This is a genomic window from Pseudoalteromonas sp. Hal040 (assembly GCF_037162425.1).
GTDB classification, from domain to species: Bacteria; Pseudomonadota; Gammaproteobacteria; order Enterobacterales; family Alteromonadaceae; genus Pseudoalteromonas; species Pseudoalteromonas gelatinilytica.
Window position 1 is genome coordinate 2696172 of sequence record NZ_JARLUU010000001.1, and the last position, 16167, is coordinate 2712338.

The 16167-nt window shown below is 42.2% G+C and carries 17 protein-coding genes; 3 read left to right on the forward strand and 14 right to left on the reverse strand.

What is annotated here, in order from left to right; translation table 11 throughout:
* Position 1 precedes the first annotated feature (1 nt).
* The 8 genes from era to rpoE form a co-directional block, all read right to left on the reverse strand.
* Positions 2-934, reverse strand: a complete 933-nt coding sequence (gene era, locus P4S60_RS12515) for a GTPase Era (RefSeq protein WP_337116148.1) — start codon at positions 932-934, stop codon at positions 2-4.
* Entirely contained in the window at positions 924-1613 is a 690-nt protein-coding gene (rnc, locus tag P4S60_RS12520; RefSeq protein ID WP_337116861.1) for a ribonuclease III, read from the reverse strand. The genes era and rnc overlap by 11 nt, the downstream gene beginning before the upstream one ends.
* On the reverse strand, positions 1603-2538 hold the full coding sequence (lepB, locus tag P4S60_RS12525) for a signal peptidase I (RefSeq protein WP_337116149.1): 936 nt from the start codon (positions 2536-2538) through the stop codon (positions 1603-1605). Before lepB ends, rnc begins: the two co-directional genes overlap by 11 nt.
* A gap of 26 nt (positions 2539-2564) precedes the next feature.
* Positions 2565-4352 (reverse strand): translation elongation factor 4, encoded by a 1788-nt coding sequence (gene lepA / locus P4S60_RS12530; RefSeq protein ID WP_337116150.1) that lies wholly within the window; start codon positions 4350-4352, stop codon positions 2565-2567.
* A 70-nt stretch (positions 4353-4422) separates the two neighbouring features.
* Complete coding sequence (locus P4S60_RS12535) at positions 4423-4872, reverse strand: SoxR reducing system RseC family protein (RefSeq protein ID WP_119853563.1); 450 nt, start codon at positions 4870-4872, stop codon at positions 4423-4425.
* A gap of 3 nt (positions 4873-4875) precedes the next feature.
* Positions 4876-5829, reverse strand: coding sequence for a MucB/RseB C-terminal domain-containing protein (locus P4S60_RS12540; RefSeq protein ID WP_105175276.1), 954 nt, complete (start codon positions 5827-5829; stop codon positions 4876-4878).
* 4 nt (positions 5830-5833) lie between these two features.
* Positions 5834-6460 (reverse strand): sigma-E factor negative regulatory protein, encoded by a 627-nt coding sequence (locus P4S60_RS12545; RefSeq protein WP_063706447.1) that lies wholly within the window; start codon positions 6458-6460, stop codon positions 5834-5836.
* Between the two features lies 1 nt (position 6461).
* Positions 6462-7043, reverse strand: a complete 582-nt coding sequence (gene rpoE, locus P4S60_RS12550; RefSeq protein WP_036969086.1) for an RNA polymerase sigma factor RpoE — start codon at positions 7041-7043, stop codon at positions 6462-6464.
* 404 nt (positions 7044-7447) lie between these two features.
* On the opposite strand from rpoE, the gene nadB reads away from it, so the two are divergent.
* Positions 7448-9070 carry an L-aspartate oxidase gene (nadB, locus tag P4S60_RS12555; RefSeq protein ID WP_337116151.1) on the forward strand — a complete coding sequence of 541 codons (1623 nt, stop codon included), beginning with the start codon at positions 7448-7450 and terminating at the stop codon, positions 9068-9070.
* Here nadB and P4S60_RS12560 read toward each other — a convergent pair.
* Together P4S60_RS12560 and P4S60_RS12565 are read right to left on the reverse strand one after the other, a co-directional pair.
* The gene (locus P4S60_RS12560) at positions 9045-9389 is read right to left on the reverse strand and encodes a hypothetical protein (RefSeq protein ID WP_337116152.1); all 345 of its coding nucleotides are present in this window, start codon (positions 9387-9389) and stop codon (positions 9045-9047) included. The two genes, nadB and P4S60_RS12560, sit on opposite strands and share 26 nt — an antisense overlap.
* A 55-nt stretch (positions 9390-9444) precedes the next feature.
* Positions 9445-9696 carry an FAD assembly factor SdhE gene (locus P4S60_RS12565; RefSeq protein ID WP_337116153.1) on the reverse strand — a complete coding sequence of 84 codons (252 nt, stop codon included), beginning with the start codon at positions 9694-9696 and terminating at the stop codon, positions 9445-9447.
* Positions 9697-9816: 120 nt separating this feature from the next.
* On the opposite strand from P4S60_RS12565, the gene ygfZ reads away from it, so the two are divergent.
* Both ygfZ and P4S60_RS12575 read left to right on the forward strand, forming a co-directional pair.
* A complete protein-coding gene (gene ygfZ, locus P4S60_RS12570; protein ID WP_337116154.1) occupies positions 9817-10728 on the forward strand; it encodes a tRNA-modifying protein YgfZ in 912 nt (303 codons plus the stop codon).
* Positions 10729-10740: 12 nt separating this feature from the next.
* Entirely contained in the window at positions 10741-11226 is a 486-nt protein-coding gene (locus P4S60_RS12575) for an FKBP-type peptidyl-prolyl cis-trans isomerase (protein WP_063706439.1), read from the forward strand.
* A 53-nt stretch (positions 11227-11279) separates the two neighbouring features.
* Here the strand turns inward: P4S60_RS12575 and P4S60_RS12580 are convergent, their stop codons facing one another.
* From P4S60_RS12580 to P4S60_RS12595, 4 genes are all read right to left on the reverse strand, one after another.
* Entirely contained in the window at positions 11280-11750 is a 471-nt protein-coding gene (locus tag P4S60_RS12580) for a hypothetical protein (RefSeq protein ID WP_337116155.1), read from the reverse strand.
* Positions 11751-11764: 14 nt separating this feature from the next.
* Positions 11765-12598 (reverse strand): DUF481 domain-containing protein, encoded by an 834-nt coding sequence (locus P4S60_RS12585; RefSeq protein WP_105175279.1) that lies wholly within the window; start codon positions 12596-12598, stop codon positions 11765-11767.
* Between the two features lie 11 nt (positions 12599-12609).
* Positions 12610-12930, reverse strand: a complete 321-nt coding sequence (locus P4S60_RS12590; RefSeq protein WP_063706435.1) for an HI1450 family dsDNA-mimic protein — start codon at positions 12928-12930, stop codon at positions 12610-12612.
* 118 nt (positions 12931-13048) lie between these two features.
* Positions 13049-16162, reverse strand: a complete 3114-nt coding sequence (locus P4S60_RS12595; protein WP_337116156.1) for an efflux RND transporter permease subunit — start codon at positions 16160-16162, stop codon at positions 13049-13051.
* Positions 16163-16167: the final 5 nt, after the last annotated feature.

The following is a 16167-nucleotide window of genomic DNA, read 5'->3' on the forward strand; positions in this document are numbered from 1 at the left end:
CTTAGTCTTCACCATAGCCAAGGCTACGTAGTGCACGCTCATCATCGGCCCAACCTGATTTCACTTTTACCCAAAGTTCTAAAAACACTTTGTTATCAAGCATGCCTTCAAGGTCTTTACGGGCTTCACGGCCAATGACTTTTAGCTTTTCGCCTTTATTGCCGATCACCATGCGCTTTTGCGTTTCACGCTCAACGAGGATCAAACCATTAATGTGCCAAACGCCGTTTTCTTGCCATTTAAACTGCTCGATCTCAACGGTCACTGAGTACGGTAACTCATCGCCCATAAAGCGCATCAGCTTTTCACGGATCACTTCTGCCGCCATAAAACGCATTGAGCGGTCCGTAACGTAATCTTCAGGGAAATAAAACTCACAAAGCGGCAGACGTTTGGTTACTTCTTGTTTGATTAATTCAATATTTTTACCTTGCTTCGCAGAAACAGGAATAATACCAACAAAATCAAACTTATTGCCCAAAAACTGCATGTGCGGAAGCACTAAATCACGGTCTTTCACTTGGTCAATTTTATTCATAACTAATAACACTGGGCGACCACTTTGACGTACTTTGTTCAGTACCATCTCATCGTCTTCGTTCCAGTGTGTGCCTTCAACCACAAAGATAATCAGTTCTACATCGCCAATTGAGCTTGATGCAGCACGGTTCATTAAACGGTTAATTGCGCGTTTTTCTTCTACGTGTAAGCCTGGTGTATCCACATAAACAGCCTGGTATTTACCTTCGGTATGAATACCCATAATACGGTGACGTGTAGTTTGTGGCTTACGAGAAGTAATAGACACCTTTTGCTCAACAATATAGTTAAGTAAGGTTGATTTACCTACATTTGGGCGGCCAACAATGGCAACCATCCCACAGTGCGTATCTAGCTCTGCAGGTTCTTTGCTAATTAAATCATCAAGATTCATTTTTAAGTATCTTTAAGGCTTTTTCAGCGGCTTTTTGCTCAGCTTTACGACGTGAGCTACCTACTGAGATAATGCTATCCATCCCTTCAACAATACATTCAACCGTGAATGTTTGATTGTGCGCTTGGCCTTTTGTATCAATTACAGTGTAGCCAGGTAACGATAATTTGCGCGCTTGTAAGTATTCTTGAAGTAATGTTTTCGGATCTTTTTGATTTAAGCCCGGTGAAATTGCGTCAAGACGCGACTCGTACCAACTTAAAATTAACTCACCACATTGTTCAATGTTTGAGTCTAAGAACACCGCACCAATAATCGCCTCTACGGCATCAGCAAGGGTTGATTCACGGCGAAATCCGCCGCTTTTAAGCTCACCCGGACCTAAGCGTAAGTAATCGCCTAAGCCAAACTCAAGGCCAAATTCAGCCAAGGTTTGACCTCGCACTAGGGTCGAACGCATGCGGCTTAAATCACCTTCGCGTGCTTTTGGAAATTTAGTATAAAGCGCATTCGCAATCACAAAGCTCAAAATTGAATCGCCCAGAAACTCTAAGCGCTCATTATGTTGGCCTTTATGACTGCGGTGCGTCATTGCCTGCTCAAGCAAAGCTTGATCAGTAAATGTATAACCTATTTTGTTGTATAACTCTGTTACGTTTTTTTCATCGTTACTGAATATTACCTAGGCGTTCAAAACGAACACCAGTTGGAACCCAGCCTGGTAAAAAGTCATCTGGGCCATTTTCAAATTCAAAACTCATCCATATAAAGACGGCTTTACCTACCAAGTTTTCTTTTGGTACAAAGCCCCAAAAGCGACTGTCTTGGCTATTATCACGGTTATCACCCATCATGAAATAATGATCGGCAGGAACAACCCACTCGTCTGAGCGTGTACCCGGTTGTTGATAATAACGGCCTTTCATTTCAGGAGCTTGCGGGTTAATCAAAATATTATGATTCACTGTGCTTAGATTTTCTTCTAAGCGCACTAAATTCATCGAACCCTGCTTGAACTCGTCACTATTGAGGATTTCCATATCAATTTTGTTGTATTCATTACACAGCAAATCACCTTGCTGCGTCACACCTTCTGCACATTTTGGCTGAATATAAAGGTGCTTATTGCGATAAACAATTTTATCGCCCGGTAAACCAATCGTACGTTTAATGTAATCAACACGCTCGTCTAATGGGTATTTAAATACCACAATATCACCACGCTCAGGTTCATTTACATCAACTAACTGGCTGCGCCAAATTGGGTCTTTGATGCCGTATGAGTACTTCTGTACCAAAATGAAGTCACCCACTAATAGGGTTGGCATCATTGAGCCAGATGGAATTTGAAACGGTTCAAAAATGAAAGAGCGAAAAATCGTAATCGCTGCAATCATCGGAAAAATTGACTTAGCCGTTTCAGTGATACTTGGCTCAGGCGCAATTAATGCTGCGGTTTCTTCGTCTAATTCACCACCTGCTGCATTTTGAGCAAGGGCAATGCGCTGCTGACGTTTTGGCGCAAACATAAAGTGGTCGATTAACCAAATTAATCCTGAGCCTAGCGTTAGCAACACTAAGAAAGTAGAAAAGTAACCCGCCATGCATTAATTCCTTTATTTACTTCTAATTATTTACCAACTTTAAGGATAGCTAAGAATGCATCTTGAGGTACTTCAACGTTACCTAGTTGCTTCATTCGCTTTTTACCTTCTTTTTGTTTTTGTAGCAGTTTCTTCTTACGGCTCACGTCACCACCGTAACATTTCGCGATTACGTTTTTACGTAATTGCTTAACTGTTGTACGAGCAATAACATGCTGACCAATTGCCGCTTGAATCGCAATATCAAACTGCTGACGTGGAATTAGATCTTTCAGTGCTTCAGCTAACTGACGACCACGTGATTGAGCAATATCACGGTGTACGATAATCGCTAACGCATCAACACGCTCACCATTAATAAGTACATCAACACGTACCATGTCTGAAGCTTGGAAATGCTTAAAGTTATAATCAAGCGATGCAAAACCACGGCTTGTTGATTTTAACTTATCGAAGAAGTCCATGACTACTTCAGCCATCGGTAATTCGTATGTCACCGCAACTTGCTTACCATGGTAGCTCATTTTAGTTTGTAGACCACGTTTTTCAACACAAAGTGTAATTACGTTACCTAAAAACTCTTGTGGAACTAATATGTTAGCTTCAACAATTGGCTCACGGATTTCAATAATGTTGTTTACCGGTGGTAAGTCAGACGGGTTATCAATCTGTTTAGTTCCGTCTTTTGTTTCTACTTCGTAGATTACTGTTGGCGCTGTTGTAATAAGATCAATGTCGTATTCACGCTCAAGACGCTCTTGGATGATTTCCATGTGTAGCATACCTAAGAAGCCACAACGGAAACCAAAGCCTAGTGCTGTAGAGTTTTCTGGCTCGAAGAATAACGACGCATCGTTCAAGCTTAATTTATCAAGCGCATCACGGAAAGACTCATAGTCATCTGATGAAATAGGGAACATACCTGCATAAACCTGCGGTTTAATGCGTTGGAAGCCAGGTAAACGCTCAGGAGCAGAATTACGTTGTAAAGTGATGGTATCACCTACTGGTGCACCATGGATTTCTTTAATACCCGCAATAACAAAGCCTACTTCACCGGTTTTTAGGATACCCGTGTTAGTTTGTTTTGGTGTGAAAATACCCACTTTATCTGCGATATGAACCTGCTCATTCGACATGATCTTAATTTTATCACCCGAGCGTAATTCACCATGTTTGATACGTACTAGTGATACAACGCCTTGGTATGGGTCAAACCATGAGTCAATAATAAGCGCTTGTAGTGGCTTATCTTTGTCACCTTCTGGTGGCGGAATATCTTTAACAATGATTTCAAGTACGTCTTCGATACCAATACCTGTTTTCGCACTACATTGCACAGCATCTAGAGCATCAATACCAATGATGTCTTCAATTTCTTCAGCTACACGAAGTGGATCGGCTTGTGGTAAGTCGATTTTGTTTAGAACAGGAATAACTTCTAAATCCATTTCGATTGCTGTGTAGCAGTTAGCCAAAGTTTGAGCTTCAACACCTTGACCCGCATCAACAACTAAAAGTGCACCTTCACAAGCTGCAAGTGAACGAGAAACTTCATAAGTGAAGTCAACGTGTCCTGGCGTGTCGATAAAGTTTAACTGGTATGTTTCGCCATCTTTCGCTTTATAATTTAGCGTTACACTTTGCGCTTTGATGGTAATACCACGCTCACGCTCAATGTCCATTGAGTCTAACACCTGCTGCTGCATTTCACGGTCTGTTAAACCACCACAGACTTGGATAAGACGGTCAGAGAGAGTCGATTTACCATGGTCAATATGGGCGATGATCGAAAAATTACGGATATGCTTCATAAACTGGATTCTAAACTTCTATATAAAATGGACTAAGTGTATAAAGCGACAATTTTACATTTAATTGGCTTTAATCACCATCTATTTGAGTGAAAGGAATAGTAATTGGGTGAATTTTTATTACTTTAATATCATGTTTAAGGCTCTTAACCCTTGATTTTGCTAATGCATAGCCTGTTAAACCGCCGATCACGGCCGCTAAAATTTGCCAGCCTTCGGTTAACGAAAATGCCGCAAATGCGATTAAAGCAAAACCCAAACTGAATAATAGCGGCAACATGTAAACAGCCATAGCATGTTTGACCAAATGGCTGTCATCAAGTGCCAAGGTTACTTTTTGACCTACTTGTAGCTCTGTATCAAAGGTATAAGGGAAGGTTTTTTTGGCTGTACCAAACAGTTTGGCAAAAACTTGCGAACCACAGCGACCATTACAGCCGGCACAGGCCTGCTTTTGTTCGGCTTCTAAATTCGCTGTCGTGCCTTTAACCGACACGACAGTGAGTGTTTGTTCAATCATGATTTAAAGAGGTCGCGCTACCGACTCAGCTATAGCTTTGGCTGTCATAGCAGGGATATTACCAACAACCGATACATCAAAGCTACCACCATTATGCACATACACCGTTGTTGCACCCGATGATAACGCGCCACTTGCACGCTTACCTGGTAGTGGTCTTTGAATAAAAACAGACACTTCAACAAACCCATCCGAATATAAATAATAGTCAGCAAGTTCATTGTTTAAGTCGAGTTTATGACGGTCTGATTTTAACAGTTTGAAGCCATCAGGGAGCCAGCCAATTTTCCAATCATTTGCTGCGCCGTCGCTATCACTGGCAATATCATTGGTTGAAAGCACCGCAGGAAACTCACGGTTTTGCATCTCAACTAACATCGGCGCAGGTTGCTCGGTAACGCTAATATGAGTTAGCTGTAATTGCTCTAGCATCTCACCTTTGTGATTTACATAGGCTGATTTAAGTAACAACGAAGACTCAGTATCGAGCCAAATCCAATAGTTGTACTTGTATTCATCTTTAGATTCGATACGCACTAACTGTGCAGAGCGCCCTGCAATACGACCTTTTCCACCCAGAACAAAATCATAATGGGCACTTAATCTATCGATATCTTTAAAAAGTACTTCAGGAATAGGTCCGGCAATAGAATCTGTTTTAACTGAGTAAGGCTCTGAATGCGGTTCAAAATAAGTAACTTGATCATCAACGCGAACCATTTCAAGACCAGCACCATTTAGTAAACTTAAATGTTCTAGCTCAATATCACCCTGTTTTGCATGTAGCCAGCGGTACGGTTCCATCGCTTGGCCTTTTACAACCACAAACGATGCGTCAAAATTGCGAGTATGAACGGCCGTAGCCATATCATGTAATAATGTTTTGGCGGGATTTTCGTCGCTGGCAATGGCAGGGGCCGTTAATACCAGCGACAAAATAAAAGTAAAAACTTTCATTTAATTAGTTTTTTTCCTCTTCTGCATTATCTGCAGTTTGCGATTCTTCTAGCGAATATGCAACACGCGCTTGACGTTGGTGTTCAAGAACTAACGCACCAATACGTTGCTGTTGTAATTCACGTAAACCTTGCTGAGCGTTTTCTAATGCAGGTTGCTCAGATGAGTAACTTACAGGAGAAGCCATACCGGTTAACGGCACTGTTTGTAAGGTTGGAATGTCATTTTGTGGCGCTTCGGTGTTTTGTGGCAAAGTTTGTACGCCCACAATCGCAAACATAGCAACGCTTGCAGCAATGGCCACTTGGGCAAATGGACGACGCCAATTAAATGCTACCACGTTATCTGTGCCTGTTGCCGCCACGATTTCTTCGCTTTTTGGTGCCGTTGTTTTATTCGCGAAATCAGCGTAAACAGGTTCTTGCTCAAGTGCTTCAGCCACTGCATCTGCAATGTCAAAGTTAAAAGCGTTATTATTTGCCTCAGCACGCATTACATCACCAATCATTGCGTAACGACCAAATGTAGACACATCGTCGTTTGTGATCGCTTGATCAGTTAACTGCTGCTCGCCGTCAAGTAACGCGGATAACTGCTCATTATCCAACTTGTTAACGTCTGCTTTTGTCATACTAAGACTCACCTATTAATGGATTCAATTTATTATCAATCGCCTCACGGGCACGGAAAATACGTGAACGCACCGTTCCCACAGGGCAATCCATAACCACGGCTATTTCTTCATAGCTCATACCTTCAATTTCACGAAGGGTAATCGCGGTTTTTAGATCTTCAGGCAAACTATCAATCGTATTAAAAATTACAGCACGTACTTCGTCACTTAATAACAGGTTTTCTGGCGATGCGTTTGAACGCATTGCATCTGCACTGTCATAAAATTCTGCTTCTTCAGCATCAACATCGTTAGCTGGGGGCTTACGGCCCTGCGCAACTAAGTAATTTTTAGCACAATTTACGGCGATACGGTATAACCAAGTATAAAAGGCGCTATCCCCTCTAAAGTTAGGCAATGCACGGTAGGCTTTAATAAAGGCTTCTTGTGCGACATCAGCAACATCACCTTGGTTTGATACATAACGTGAAATCAAACCTGCAATTTTATTCTGATATTTTCTAACTAATAGGTTGAAGGCGTTTTTATCTCCTTGCTGGACCCTTTTAACTAGCGCTAAATCCAAATCCTGCTCGCTCATTCGAGCCGGTACTCCTCTGTTTGATTCTTGCTTGCTATTCATATACTCGCCATTGTTTACACAAACTCTGACTGCACCATGAATATAAAAGTTCAGTTTAAAATGATTTTTTTATAAAATAGCACGCAAATAAATTGAGTCATACCAATCTTATTACACGACAATCCTAATAACTGCTGAAAAATCAACGGTTATCTCAATACAGCGTCAGTAAACTTCACAGCTCAAAACAGCTCACAATAAACTGTTTATGTGACGATAAAACTAATAAGATTGGTATAACGTATTAAAATGACTAATAGTGTTAAAGCAAATATGGTACATATACGTATACCACATAAAAATTTATTTGCTCAAACTTTTGGCACTACTAGCCGAGCATTGTAACCGCAAAGACCACAGACATGAACCAAAATAAACATCACATTACTGATGTCGCTATCATTGGCAGCGGCGCCGCAGGCCTTTCTCTTGCTTTATCGCTTGCTAACCATTGTAAAGTGACGGTCCTTAGTAAAGGCGCATTAACCGAAGGTTCTACCTTATATGCTCAAGGTGGTATTGCAGCAGTATTTGATAAAAAGAATGACAGCATTGAGTCTCACGTTGAAGATACACTCGATGCTGGTGGTGGCTTGTGTGACCGTGATGCGGTTCACTACACAGCGAGCAATGCTAAAAAATGTTTAAAGTGGCTGATTGAGCAAGGCGTGCCTTTTGATATGGAATTTGATTCAAAAGGGAAAGAGCGTTTTCATTTAACTCGCGAAGGTGGCCATAGTCATCGCCGTATTTTGCATGCTGCCGATGCAACTGGCCGAGCTGTGCAAACAACCTTAATTAGCCAAGTGCAAGCACACCCTAATATCACCCTATTAGAAAACTATAATGCGATTGATTTGATCAGCGATAAAAGCCTAGGTAAAAAAGGCAAACACATTCATGGTTTATATGTGTGGAACTGTGTTGACAAAAAAGTGGAAACTATCGCTGCCAAGTTTGTATCACTTGCAACGGGTGGCGCAAGCAAGGTGTACTTATATACCTCTAACCCTGATGTATCGAGTGGTGATGGCATTGCAATGGCATGGCGTGCAGGGTGCCGTGTTGCCAATATGGAATTTAACCAATTCCACCCGACGAGTTTATATCACCCAGAGCTGCAAAACTTTTTGATCACAGAAGCAATGCGCGGTGAAGGTGCGTATTTAAAACGCCCTGATGGCACTCGCTTTATGAAAGACTTTGATGAGCGCGAAGAGCTTGCTCCTCGCGATATCGTTGCTCGCGCTATCGATTTTGAAATGAAACGCCTTGGTGCTAACTGCGTGTATCTGGATATTAGCCATAAAGATAAAGATTTTATCATTGAGCACTTCCCGACTATTTACGCCAAATGTTTAAGTGTTGGCCTCGACATTACGAAAGAAGCCATTCCTGTGGTGCCGGCTGCACACTATACCTGTGGCGGTGTTATGACTGACTTTAACGGCCGTACAGATTTAGACAACCTTTATGCGGTTGGCGAAGTGGCTTACACAGGTTTACATGGCGCCAATCGTATGGCGAGTAATTCGTTACTCGAATGTATCGTGTTTGCCCATGCTGCCGCGAAAGATATTTTAAGCAAAATCGATGCAAGCCCAGAACTTGAAGCCCTGCCACTATGGGATGAAAGTCGCGTAACTAACTCAGACGAAGAAATCGTTATTACCCACAACTGGCATGAGCTAAGGTTATTTATGTGGGATTACGTGGGTATTGTACGCTCAACAAAACGTTTAGAGCGTGCGCTTCACCGTGTTGAGTTACTGCAGCAAGAAATTCACGACTATTACGCGAACTTTAGAGTGACAAATAACTTATTAGAACTTCGAAACCTAGTGCAGGTTGCAGAGCTGATTATTCGCGACGCCCTTGAGCGTAAGGAAAGCCGTGGTCTTCATTACACGATTGATTACCCTGAGCAAAACGAAAACCCAACGCCGACAATATTAACCCCTAATTCGGTTGCTGCACTGCAATAATCGCGCGCTTTAAACGCGAATAACTCACGTCATCAACACTGGCTGCGCTTATAATCAGCCAGTGTGATTGATAAAACCCAGCTAACCTCAGCACAACAAAATTAGCAAACACATAACTTTTAGCCGTTATCTGGCCTTGCATGTTAATTGTGTCGCTTGCAAACCTAAGATCCGTTTGCTCTAAGATGACAACACCCTTTTCAGGTTGTGACTGTTGGACTTTTTTAAAGCTAATAACGGCGATGATAAGACAGCATAAACATGCCAACAGCTGAGCGATAATATGCTGATAAGCAAAACATAAAATGATGGCTATCAAGCAAAAAAAGACCACAAAGGGTTTGTGGTCTGGGGTATTATTTGTAACGGTAAATCTATACACGAACTCGGTCTAAAATTAACGAGACCATACCGTTAAGTTCAGAGTCTTTACACTCTTCGTGGCCCATAAACCAAGCGAATAAATCAGGATCATCGCTTTCAAGTAAGCGTTGAAAAACGGCTTGTTGCTCTTTTGTTAGTGAGTCAAACGCTTCTTCAACGAATGGCATAAATAAAACATCAAGTTCTAACATACCGCGACGGCATGCCCAACGAATACGTTCTTTACTGTGAATTTCAGTCATTTTAAACCTCGTACTTATTTGTCTGCAGTTTACCAAATTGCCATCGAATAAACAGCTATTTAAATTGCTACCCTAACTAAGTTATCATTAGCGCTCATTCATATCGTAAAGAAGGTTTTTATGTCGACTGTTTACGCATGTCCTTTATCTCATTCACTTATCAGCCTAACAGGCAAAGATAAGTTGTCTTACCTTCACGGACAAATTACTCAAGATATCAACAAACTAAATAATGATAACTTCCTATGGGCTGGTCACTGTAATGCAAAAGGCAAGCTTTGGGGTGTGTTTAGATTGTTTTCATATCTTGATAGCTATTACCTTGCAGGTTCAAAACCTGAAGTTGAGCAATCACTAGTCGAGTTAAAAAAATATGCGGTATTTTCGCAAGTAGAAATTCAGCAATGCGAAAATCAGCTAATTGGCTTATTAGGTGATGACCTAACAGCGACTTTAGACGCCTTAGCAATTAAATTTGACGATGAGCACAGCGCAGTCGATTTTGCAGGCGGTAAAGCGTTAAAGCTTGCTGATAACCGCGTATTACTTATGGTAAATGATGAGTTTAGTTTGCCTGATAACGTTACAGCCCTTGATGATGACGCGTTATGGCAACAGGCAGCTATTACCGCTGGTGAGCCGTCATTAAACAGCGACGCTATCGGCGAATATGTACCGCAAATGGTTAACTTGCAAGCGCTTGGTGGTATCAGTTTCAGAAAAGGCTGCTACACAGGTCAAGAAACCGTCGCCCGTATGAAATACCTAGGTAAAAATAAACGTGCTATGTATATAGTTTCGGGCAAAGCTGAAGGCTTACTTGATGAGCTTGAACTTGAAACACAAATGGGCGAAAACTGGCGCCGCGCTGGCAAGCTTATTAGCCAAAGTTATAATCAACAAACGCAAACCTTAATGGGTCTGGTTGTGCTTCCTAACGACAATGAAGCAGGCCAAATTTTGCGAGCAAAACACCTCCCTCAGGTAGAGTTATCAATTCAAGCTCTGCCTTACTCTCTCGAAGATGAATAAATAGGAATGACTATGATCGTAGCAGCAAACAAAGTGGTAAAAATGCATTATTCAGTATTGGATAATAACAAAAATACCATCGACAATTCTTTCGATGGTGAGCCACTGGTGTTTATCGTTGGCACGGGTTACTTAATTCCAGGCCTCGAAAATGCGCTATTAGGTAAAGAAGCGGGTGATACATTCAGCGTTACTGTTGAACCAGAGCAAGGCTATGGTGAGCGCCATGATGATCTAATGCAAGCCGTACCAAAATCAATGTTTGAAGGTATGGAAATTGAAGTGGGTATGCAGTTCCGCGCTACGACAGATGACGGTGATCAATCGGTGATGATCATCGAAATTCAAGATGAAGACGTTATTGTAGATGGTAACCACCCTCTTTCAGGTATTACCCTACATTTTGATGTTGAAGTGCTAGAAGTACGTGATGCAACTGAAGAAGAATTAGCACATGGTCATGTCCACGGTGAAGGTGGTTGTGGTCACAGCCACTAAACCATGACTATAAAAAAAGCGCCATTGGCGCTTTTTTTATATCTGCTGTGAGCTTATTCGACTACTTCTTCTGTATCCACAGAAGCGTCTGTCACAGGTTCTGCAACATGTTCTTTAAGCGCAGCCAGTAAACCTTCTTGGTCGTTGGTTCCTAAACGGTAGTGTGTACCATCTTTCATTGCCAGTTCGACTGCACTGAACCCTGAAACACTATAAACCCACCCATCATGCGTAATGCGCAGACCTACACCATGCCGAAATGAGTTACTTATCGCTCGAACAGACTCAATCTCATCAAAGCTAACGGTTTTACCAAACACACCTGGCCCAAATGCCCAACTTACCGTTTTATCACTTACTTTTATTGTTAAGCCATGGAACAAAAAGCCCACCAGCACTAGAATTGCGCTAAACACCATAAGAGGTATATCGGCGCCAATTAAATTCCAAGCTAAGGCAATAAAAGCGCCTATCCAGCCTAAAATTACAAAGATAAAAATAGCGTACTGCTTATGTTGATACATACGAAGAGATTCTCTTAAAAGCTATAAACAAAGGTCGCACTCAGCTCAGAATCGTATTTGAGCTTATCTTCCTCTGGTTTTGAGTTATAGCGATACATATAGGTAAATTTGAGTGATACATCACCCATAATTTTGCTGATCAATGACGTTTCTGATTTTAAACGCGAGTTTAATCCCGATAACGATTGTTCATAACTCACATCTTGATTAAAGCGAGTACGAGTGGAGACTGTCCGTTCCCACTGCAGCGCTAAACGAAGCAGGTAACCTGTTTTTGTTTCATCTTCTTCAGTGGCTGTATCTTGATCCGCCACTGAGCGATATAAACCCGGTCCCACATCGATATCGACTTTATTTTTACTGCCTTGGTAAATACGGTTACCGTAACCCGTCGCTATGGTGCTCTTAAACTCAAGACCACTAAATTTATCTCGCTCGTAGTCACCATAAATGAAAAATGACTCACTTTTTACATTTAGCTTATAGTTACCTTGGCCTGACACGAAAATACGATCAGCAGACACTTCTTCATCGCCGGTTTCTTCGTTACGGTCACGTTTATATAAGGTATCGAGCTTAAATTGGTTACGCCATTTTTCAAAATCTTGATAAAGGTTACCTTTGAGTTTGAAGCTGGTTGAGTTGGTATTGCCACGGCTTACCATAAAACCAAACTCCATATCTCCGTATAGCAATTCGCCTTTATGGATTTGATGGATCTCTTCTTCTGATAGCTGCCCGTATTCATGAAAGTCTTCAAACGGATCAACAGCAAAAGCCTGTCCACTGCTAACAAGCAAGGCGGCCAAAAAAATTCGTTTTATGGTCTTAAAACTAGAGTCAAACATCGGCTGGAGAGTTATTCGCTATCTTTCCAAAGAATGTGGCAAAACGGTGCATCTTTGTCTCGGCTAATTAAAATTTTCGCAAACAAAATATCTTGATTGTCGAATTCAAGTCCTACTAAGACTTGCACAAATAGCTCAGGTTCAATTTCTAATGCGACAAAATCTTGCCACTGATCGTCAGGCTCACTTTCTTCAATAAAACCAAGCTCTTCTCTGTGCTCGTTAAAATCAGCAATATCTTGCTCGCTTAAGTTATCAGGTGCTAACTCTAAAAAGATATCATACGCCTGATGTGTTACTTCTTCTTCACTGTATAAGCGTGGACCAGCCATTCCTTAAACCTCTGCACATGTGTGTCACTTTTGAATCAGGCTATGATAACAAACCTGTTTTGATTTTTACCAAAAAAAAGCCAGGTTACCCTGACTTTTTTGTAATTTATAAGACTTTTTACTCTGTAGTTGCTGTGCCTTTTATTTTTTCGCGCATTGATTGCACGAGCGTATAAAATAGCGGAACAAGTAAAGTGCCAAAAATAGTTGCCGCTAACATCCCGAATAGCACGGTAATACCGAGCGATATGCGACTACCCGCCCCTGCGCCACTTGCAAACACCAGCGGTAATACGCCAAGCACAAACGACAGTGCCGTCATCAATACCGCTCTAAATCGTAATTTTGCCGCGTTGAGGGCTGCTTCAAAAATACCTTTCCCTGCCGCGCGCTCTTCCATAGCAAATTCAACAATCAAGATAGCAGTTTTAGTGGAAAGGCCAATCAGTAGCACTAAACCAACTTGTGCATAGATGTTGTTTTCCATACCAATCACATACAACGCAAGCATGGCACCAAATAACGCCAGCGGCACTGCTGCAATGACCGAGAACGGAATTGTCCAGCTTTCGTATTGCGCTACTAAGAATAGATACACAAACACCACCGCTAAACCAAATAAGATTGGCGCCATGTTACCCGCTTCAATCTCTTGTTTAGATTGCCCAGCCCACTCATACACATAGCCTGTAGGTAATTGCTCGGCCAACTCTTGCATCGCTTTAATCGCATCACCACTGGCATAACCCGCTGCTGGTTGTCCGCTAATGCTTGCACTGCGGTATAAGTTAAAGTGCGTTAAACTTGTTGGACCTAGGATTGGCTCAAGTTTAGCTAATGTAGTGAGCGGCACCATTGCCCCTTCATCATTACGTACATAGTAGTACTGTAAATCTGCTGGGTTTTGACGAAAACGGCTTTCCGCCTGCATGATAACGCGGTAAGTACGGCTGAACTGGTTAAAGTCATTAATGTATAACGAGCCGAGTTGCGCCTGTAAGGTTAAGAAAATATCGCTAAGCGCCACCCCTTGAGCCTTTGCTTTATTGCGATCAATTTCAAGGAAATACTGCGGCACATTCGCTCTAAATGTACTGTAAACATTTGAAAGCTCTGGACGCTGGTTTGCTTCATAAATTAAGCCATTTAATACTTGAGCAAGCTCAGCAGGCTCACGCCCTTCACTGTCTTGTAATCTAAACTCAAAACCAGCACTGTTACCAAGCCCCGGAATTGCAGGCGGATTAAAGGCCATGATTTGCGCATCCGGCATTGCCCAAAACTGCCCCATTAAACGGGTTAGTACAGCTCGTAAACCAAGCTCAGGGCTGGTTCGCTCTTCCCAATCTTTGAGTACCACGATACCAAGCGCATTATTAGAACCCGCACCGCCGAGTAATGAGAAACCAGACACCGCAATAAAATCGGTTGCCGCTGGTTCATTTTTAACAATATCCCCCAGCTTGTGCATCACTTCTTGGGTACGACCGCTTGCTGCCGCATCTGGTAATTGCACATCAACAAACAGAAAGCCTTGGTCTTCTGCTGGCACAAAGCCTGTAGGCACTGTTTTTACTAGCCACCCTGCGGCAGCAAAAATTACCAGAGCAAATAGTGCCATTCTCGCGCTACGTTTGAGAATAAAGTTAATAACCTTACTGTAACCCTTGGTTGAGCGAGTAATGATGTTTTCAAACGGGGCTAACCACTTAATCGGCTTCATGGCCTTTTCGCTTAACAATAAAGCACACAATGCAGGGCTTAATGTCAGTGCGTTTAAAGATGAAATGAGTACCGCAAAAGAAATCGTCACCGAGAATTGCTTATATAGCTCCCCGGTTATTCCCGGCATAAAGCCTACTGGCACAAACACCGCAAGCAGTACTAAGGTCGTTGCCACGATTGGCCCCGATACCTGCTCCATCGCTTTGGTAACCGCTTCTTTAATTGGTAGCTTTTCTTCTTTTAGTATTCGTTCAACGTTTTCAATAACAATAATGGCATCATCTACTACGATACCTATTGCAAGCACTAAACCGAACAAGGTGATTAAGTTGATGGAGTAGTCCATCATCATCATAAACGCGAAAGTCCCCACCAAAGATACCGGAATAGCCACCGTTGGAATGAGCGTAGCGCGCCAATTTTGTAAGAATAAAAATACCACTAAAATAACCAAGCCCACCGCTTGGACAAGGGTGACAACCACTTCATCAATCGAGCGATTAATGAACTCTGTCGTGTCATAAGGAATTGAGTACTCAACGCCATCAGGTAGCTGTTTAGCAAGCTCAGCCATACGCGCTTTTACATCGTTGGCAACTTGTGTCGCATTCGCTTCTGTTAGCTGATAAATAACTAAGAATGCAGTGTCTTGCTGATTTAACTTTGCTGTTGTGCTGTAGCTTGCCGCACCTAATTCTATACGGGCAATATCGTTTAAGCGCACAAAGTTACCATCTTTGCTCGAGCGAATAATGGTTTGACCAAACTCTTCAGGGGTTTTTAAACGCCCTTTTGCCTGAATCGAATATTCAAATTGCTGGCTCGGTGCAGAGGGTGCAGCACCCAGCTTACCCGCTGCTACGATGGTATTTTGCTCTTGTAGCGCGGCTTGAACTTCTGAAACAGTTAAACCCAATGATGCCATTCGATCTGGGCGCAACCACAAGCGCATTGAATAGGTTTGTTCACCCATTACCTCAGCTGATGCAACCCCATTAATACGGCCAAGAGGCTCGGTTAAGTAGTTGGTTGCATAGTTGCTTAAGAAAATAGCGTCGATATTTTCTTGATTCGAGTATAAGTTGATACCGAGAAGCATCGAGCTCGATTTTTTCTTAACCGACACACCTTGGCGTTTAACTTCTTCAGGTAACCCAGCTTCTGCAAGTGCCACACGGTTTTGCACATTAACTTGGGCAATATCTGTATCTGTGCCGACCTTAAAATAAACAGTTATGTTGGCCGTGCCGTTATTAGACGATGTTGATTCGATATACATCATATCTTCAACGCCATTAACTTGCTCTTCTATGGGCCGGATCACCGACTCTTCTACAATTTGCGCACTTGCACCTGGGTAACTAGCACTAATTTGTACTTGCGGAGGGGTAATTTGCGGATACATATTCACTGGCAGCAAGGCCATTGATATTAAACCCGCAATGGTAATAACAATCGAAATTACCAAGGCAAATTTTGGGCGAGATATAAAAGTTTTACTGATCATATCTC

Excerpts from the sequence above, each read along its gene's own strand:
- era (WP_337116148.1), bottom strand. The coding sequence starts at position 934 with ATGAATCTTGATGATTTAATTAGCAAAGAACCTGCAGAGCTAGATACG.
- lepB (WP_337116149.1), bottom strand. The coding sequence starts at position 2,538 with ATGGCGGGTTACTTTTCTACTTTCTTAGTGTTGCTAACGCTAGGCTCA.
- lepA (WP_337116150.1), bottom strand. The coding sequence starts at position 4,352 with ATGAAGCATATCCGTAATTTTTCGATCATCGCCCATATTGACCATGGT.
- P4S60_RS12535 (WP_119853563.1), bottom strand. The coding sequence starts at position 4,872 with ATGATTGAACAAACACTCACTGTCGTGTCGGTTAAAGGCACGACAGCG.
- P4S60_RS12540 (WP_105175276.1), bottom strand. The coding sequence starts at position 5,829 with ATGAAAGTTTTTACTTTTATTTTGTCGCTGGTATTAACGGCCCCTGCC.
- P4S60_RS12545 (WP_063706447.1), bottom strand. The coding sequence starts at position 6,460 with ATGACAAAAGCAGACGTTAACAAGTTGGATAATGAGCAGTTATCCGCG.
- rpoE (WP_036969086.1), bottom strand. The coding sequence starts at position 7,043 with ATGAGCGAGCAGGATTTGGATTTAGCGCTAGTTAAAAGGGTCCAGCAA.
- nadB (WP_337116151.1), top strand. The coding sequence starts at position 7,448 with ATGAACCAAAATAAACATCACATTACTGATGTCGCTATCATTGGCAGC.
- P4S60_RS12565 (WP_337116153.1), bottom strand. The coding sequence starts at position 9,696 with ATGACTGAAATTCACAGTAAAGAACGTATTCGTTGGGCATGCCGTCGC.
- ygfZ (WP_337116154.1), top strand. The coding sequence starts at position 9,817 with ATGTCGACTGTTTACGCATGTCCTTTATCTCATTCACTTATCAGCCTA.
- P4S60_RS12575 (WP_063706439.1), top strand. The coding sequence starts at position 10,741 with ATGATCGTAGCAGCAAACAAAGTGGTAAAAATGCATTATTCAGTATTG.
- P4S60_RS12580 (WP_337116155.1), bottom strand. The coding sequence starts at position 11,750 with ATGTATCAACATAAGCAGTACGCTATTTTTATCTTTGTAATTTTAGGC.
- P4S60_RS12585 (WP_105175279.1), bottom strand. The coding sequence starts at position 12,598 with ATGTTTGACTCTAGTTTTAAGACCATAAAACGAATTTTTTTGGCCGCC.
- P4S60_RS12590 (WP_063706435.1), bottom strand. The coding sequence starts at position 12,930 with ATGGCTGGTCCACGCTTATACAGTGAAGAAGAAGTAACACATCAGGCG.
- P4S60_RS12595 (WP_337116156.1), bottom strand. The coding sequence starts at position 16,162 with ATGATCAGTAAAACTTTTATATCTCGCCCAAAATTTGCCTTGGTAATT.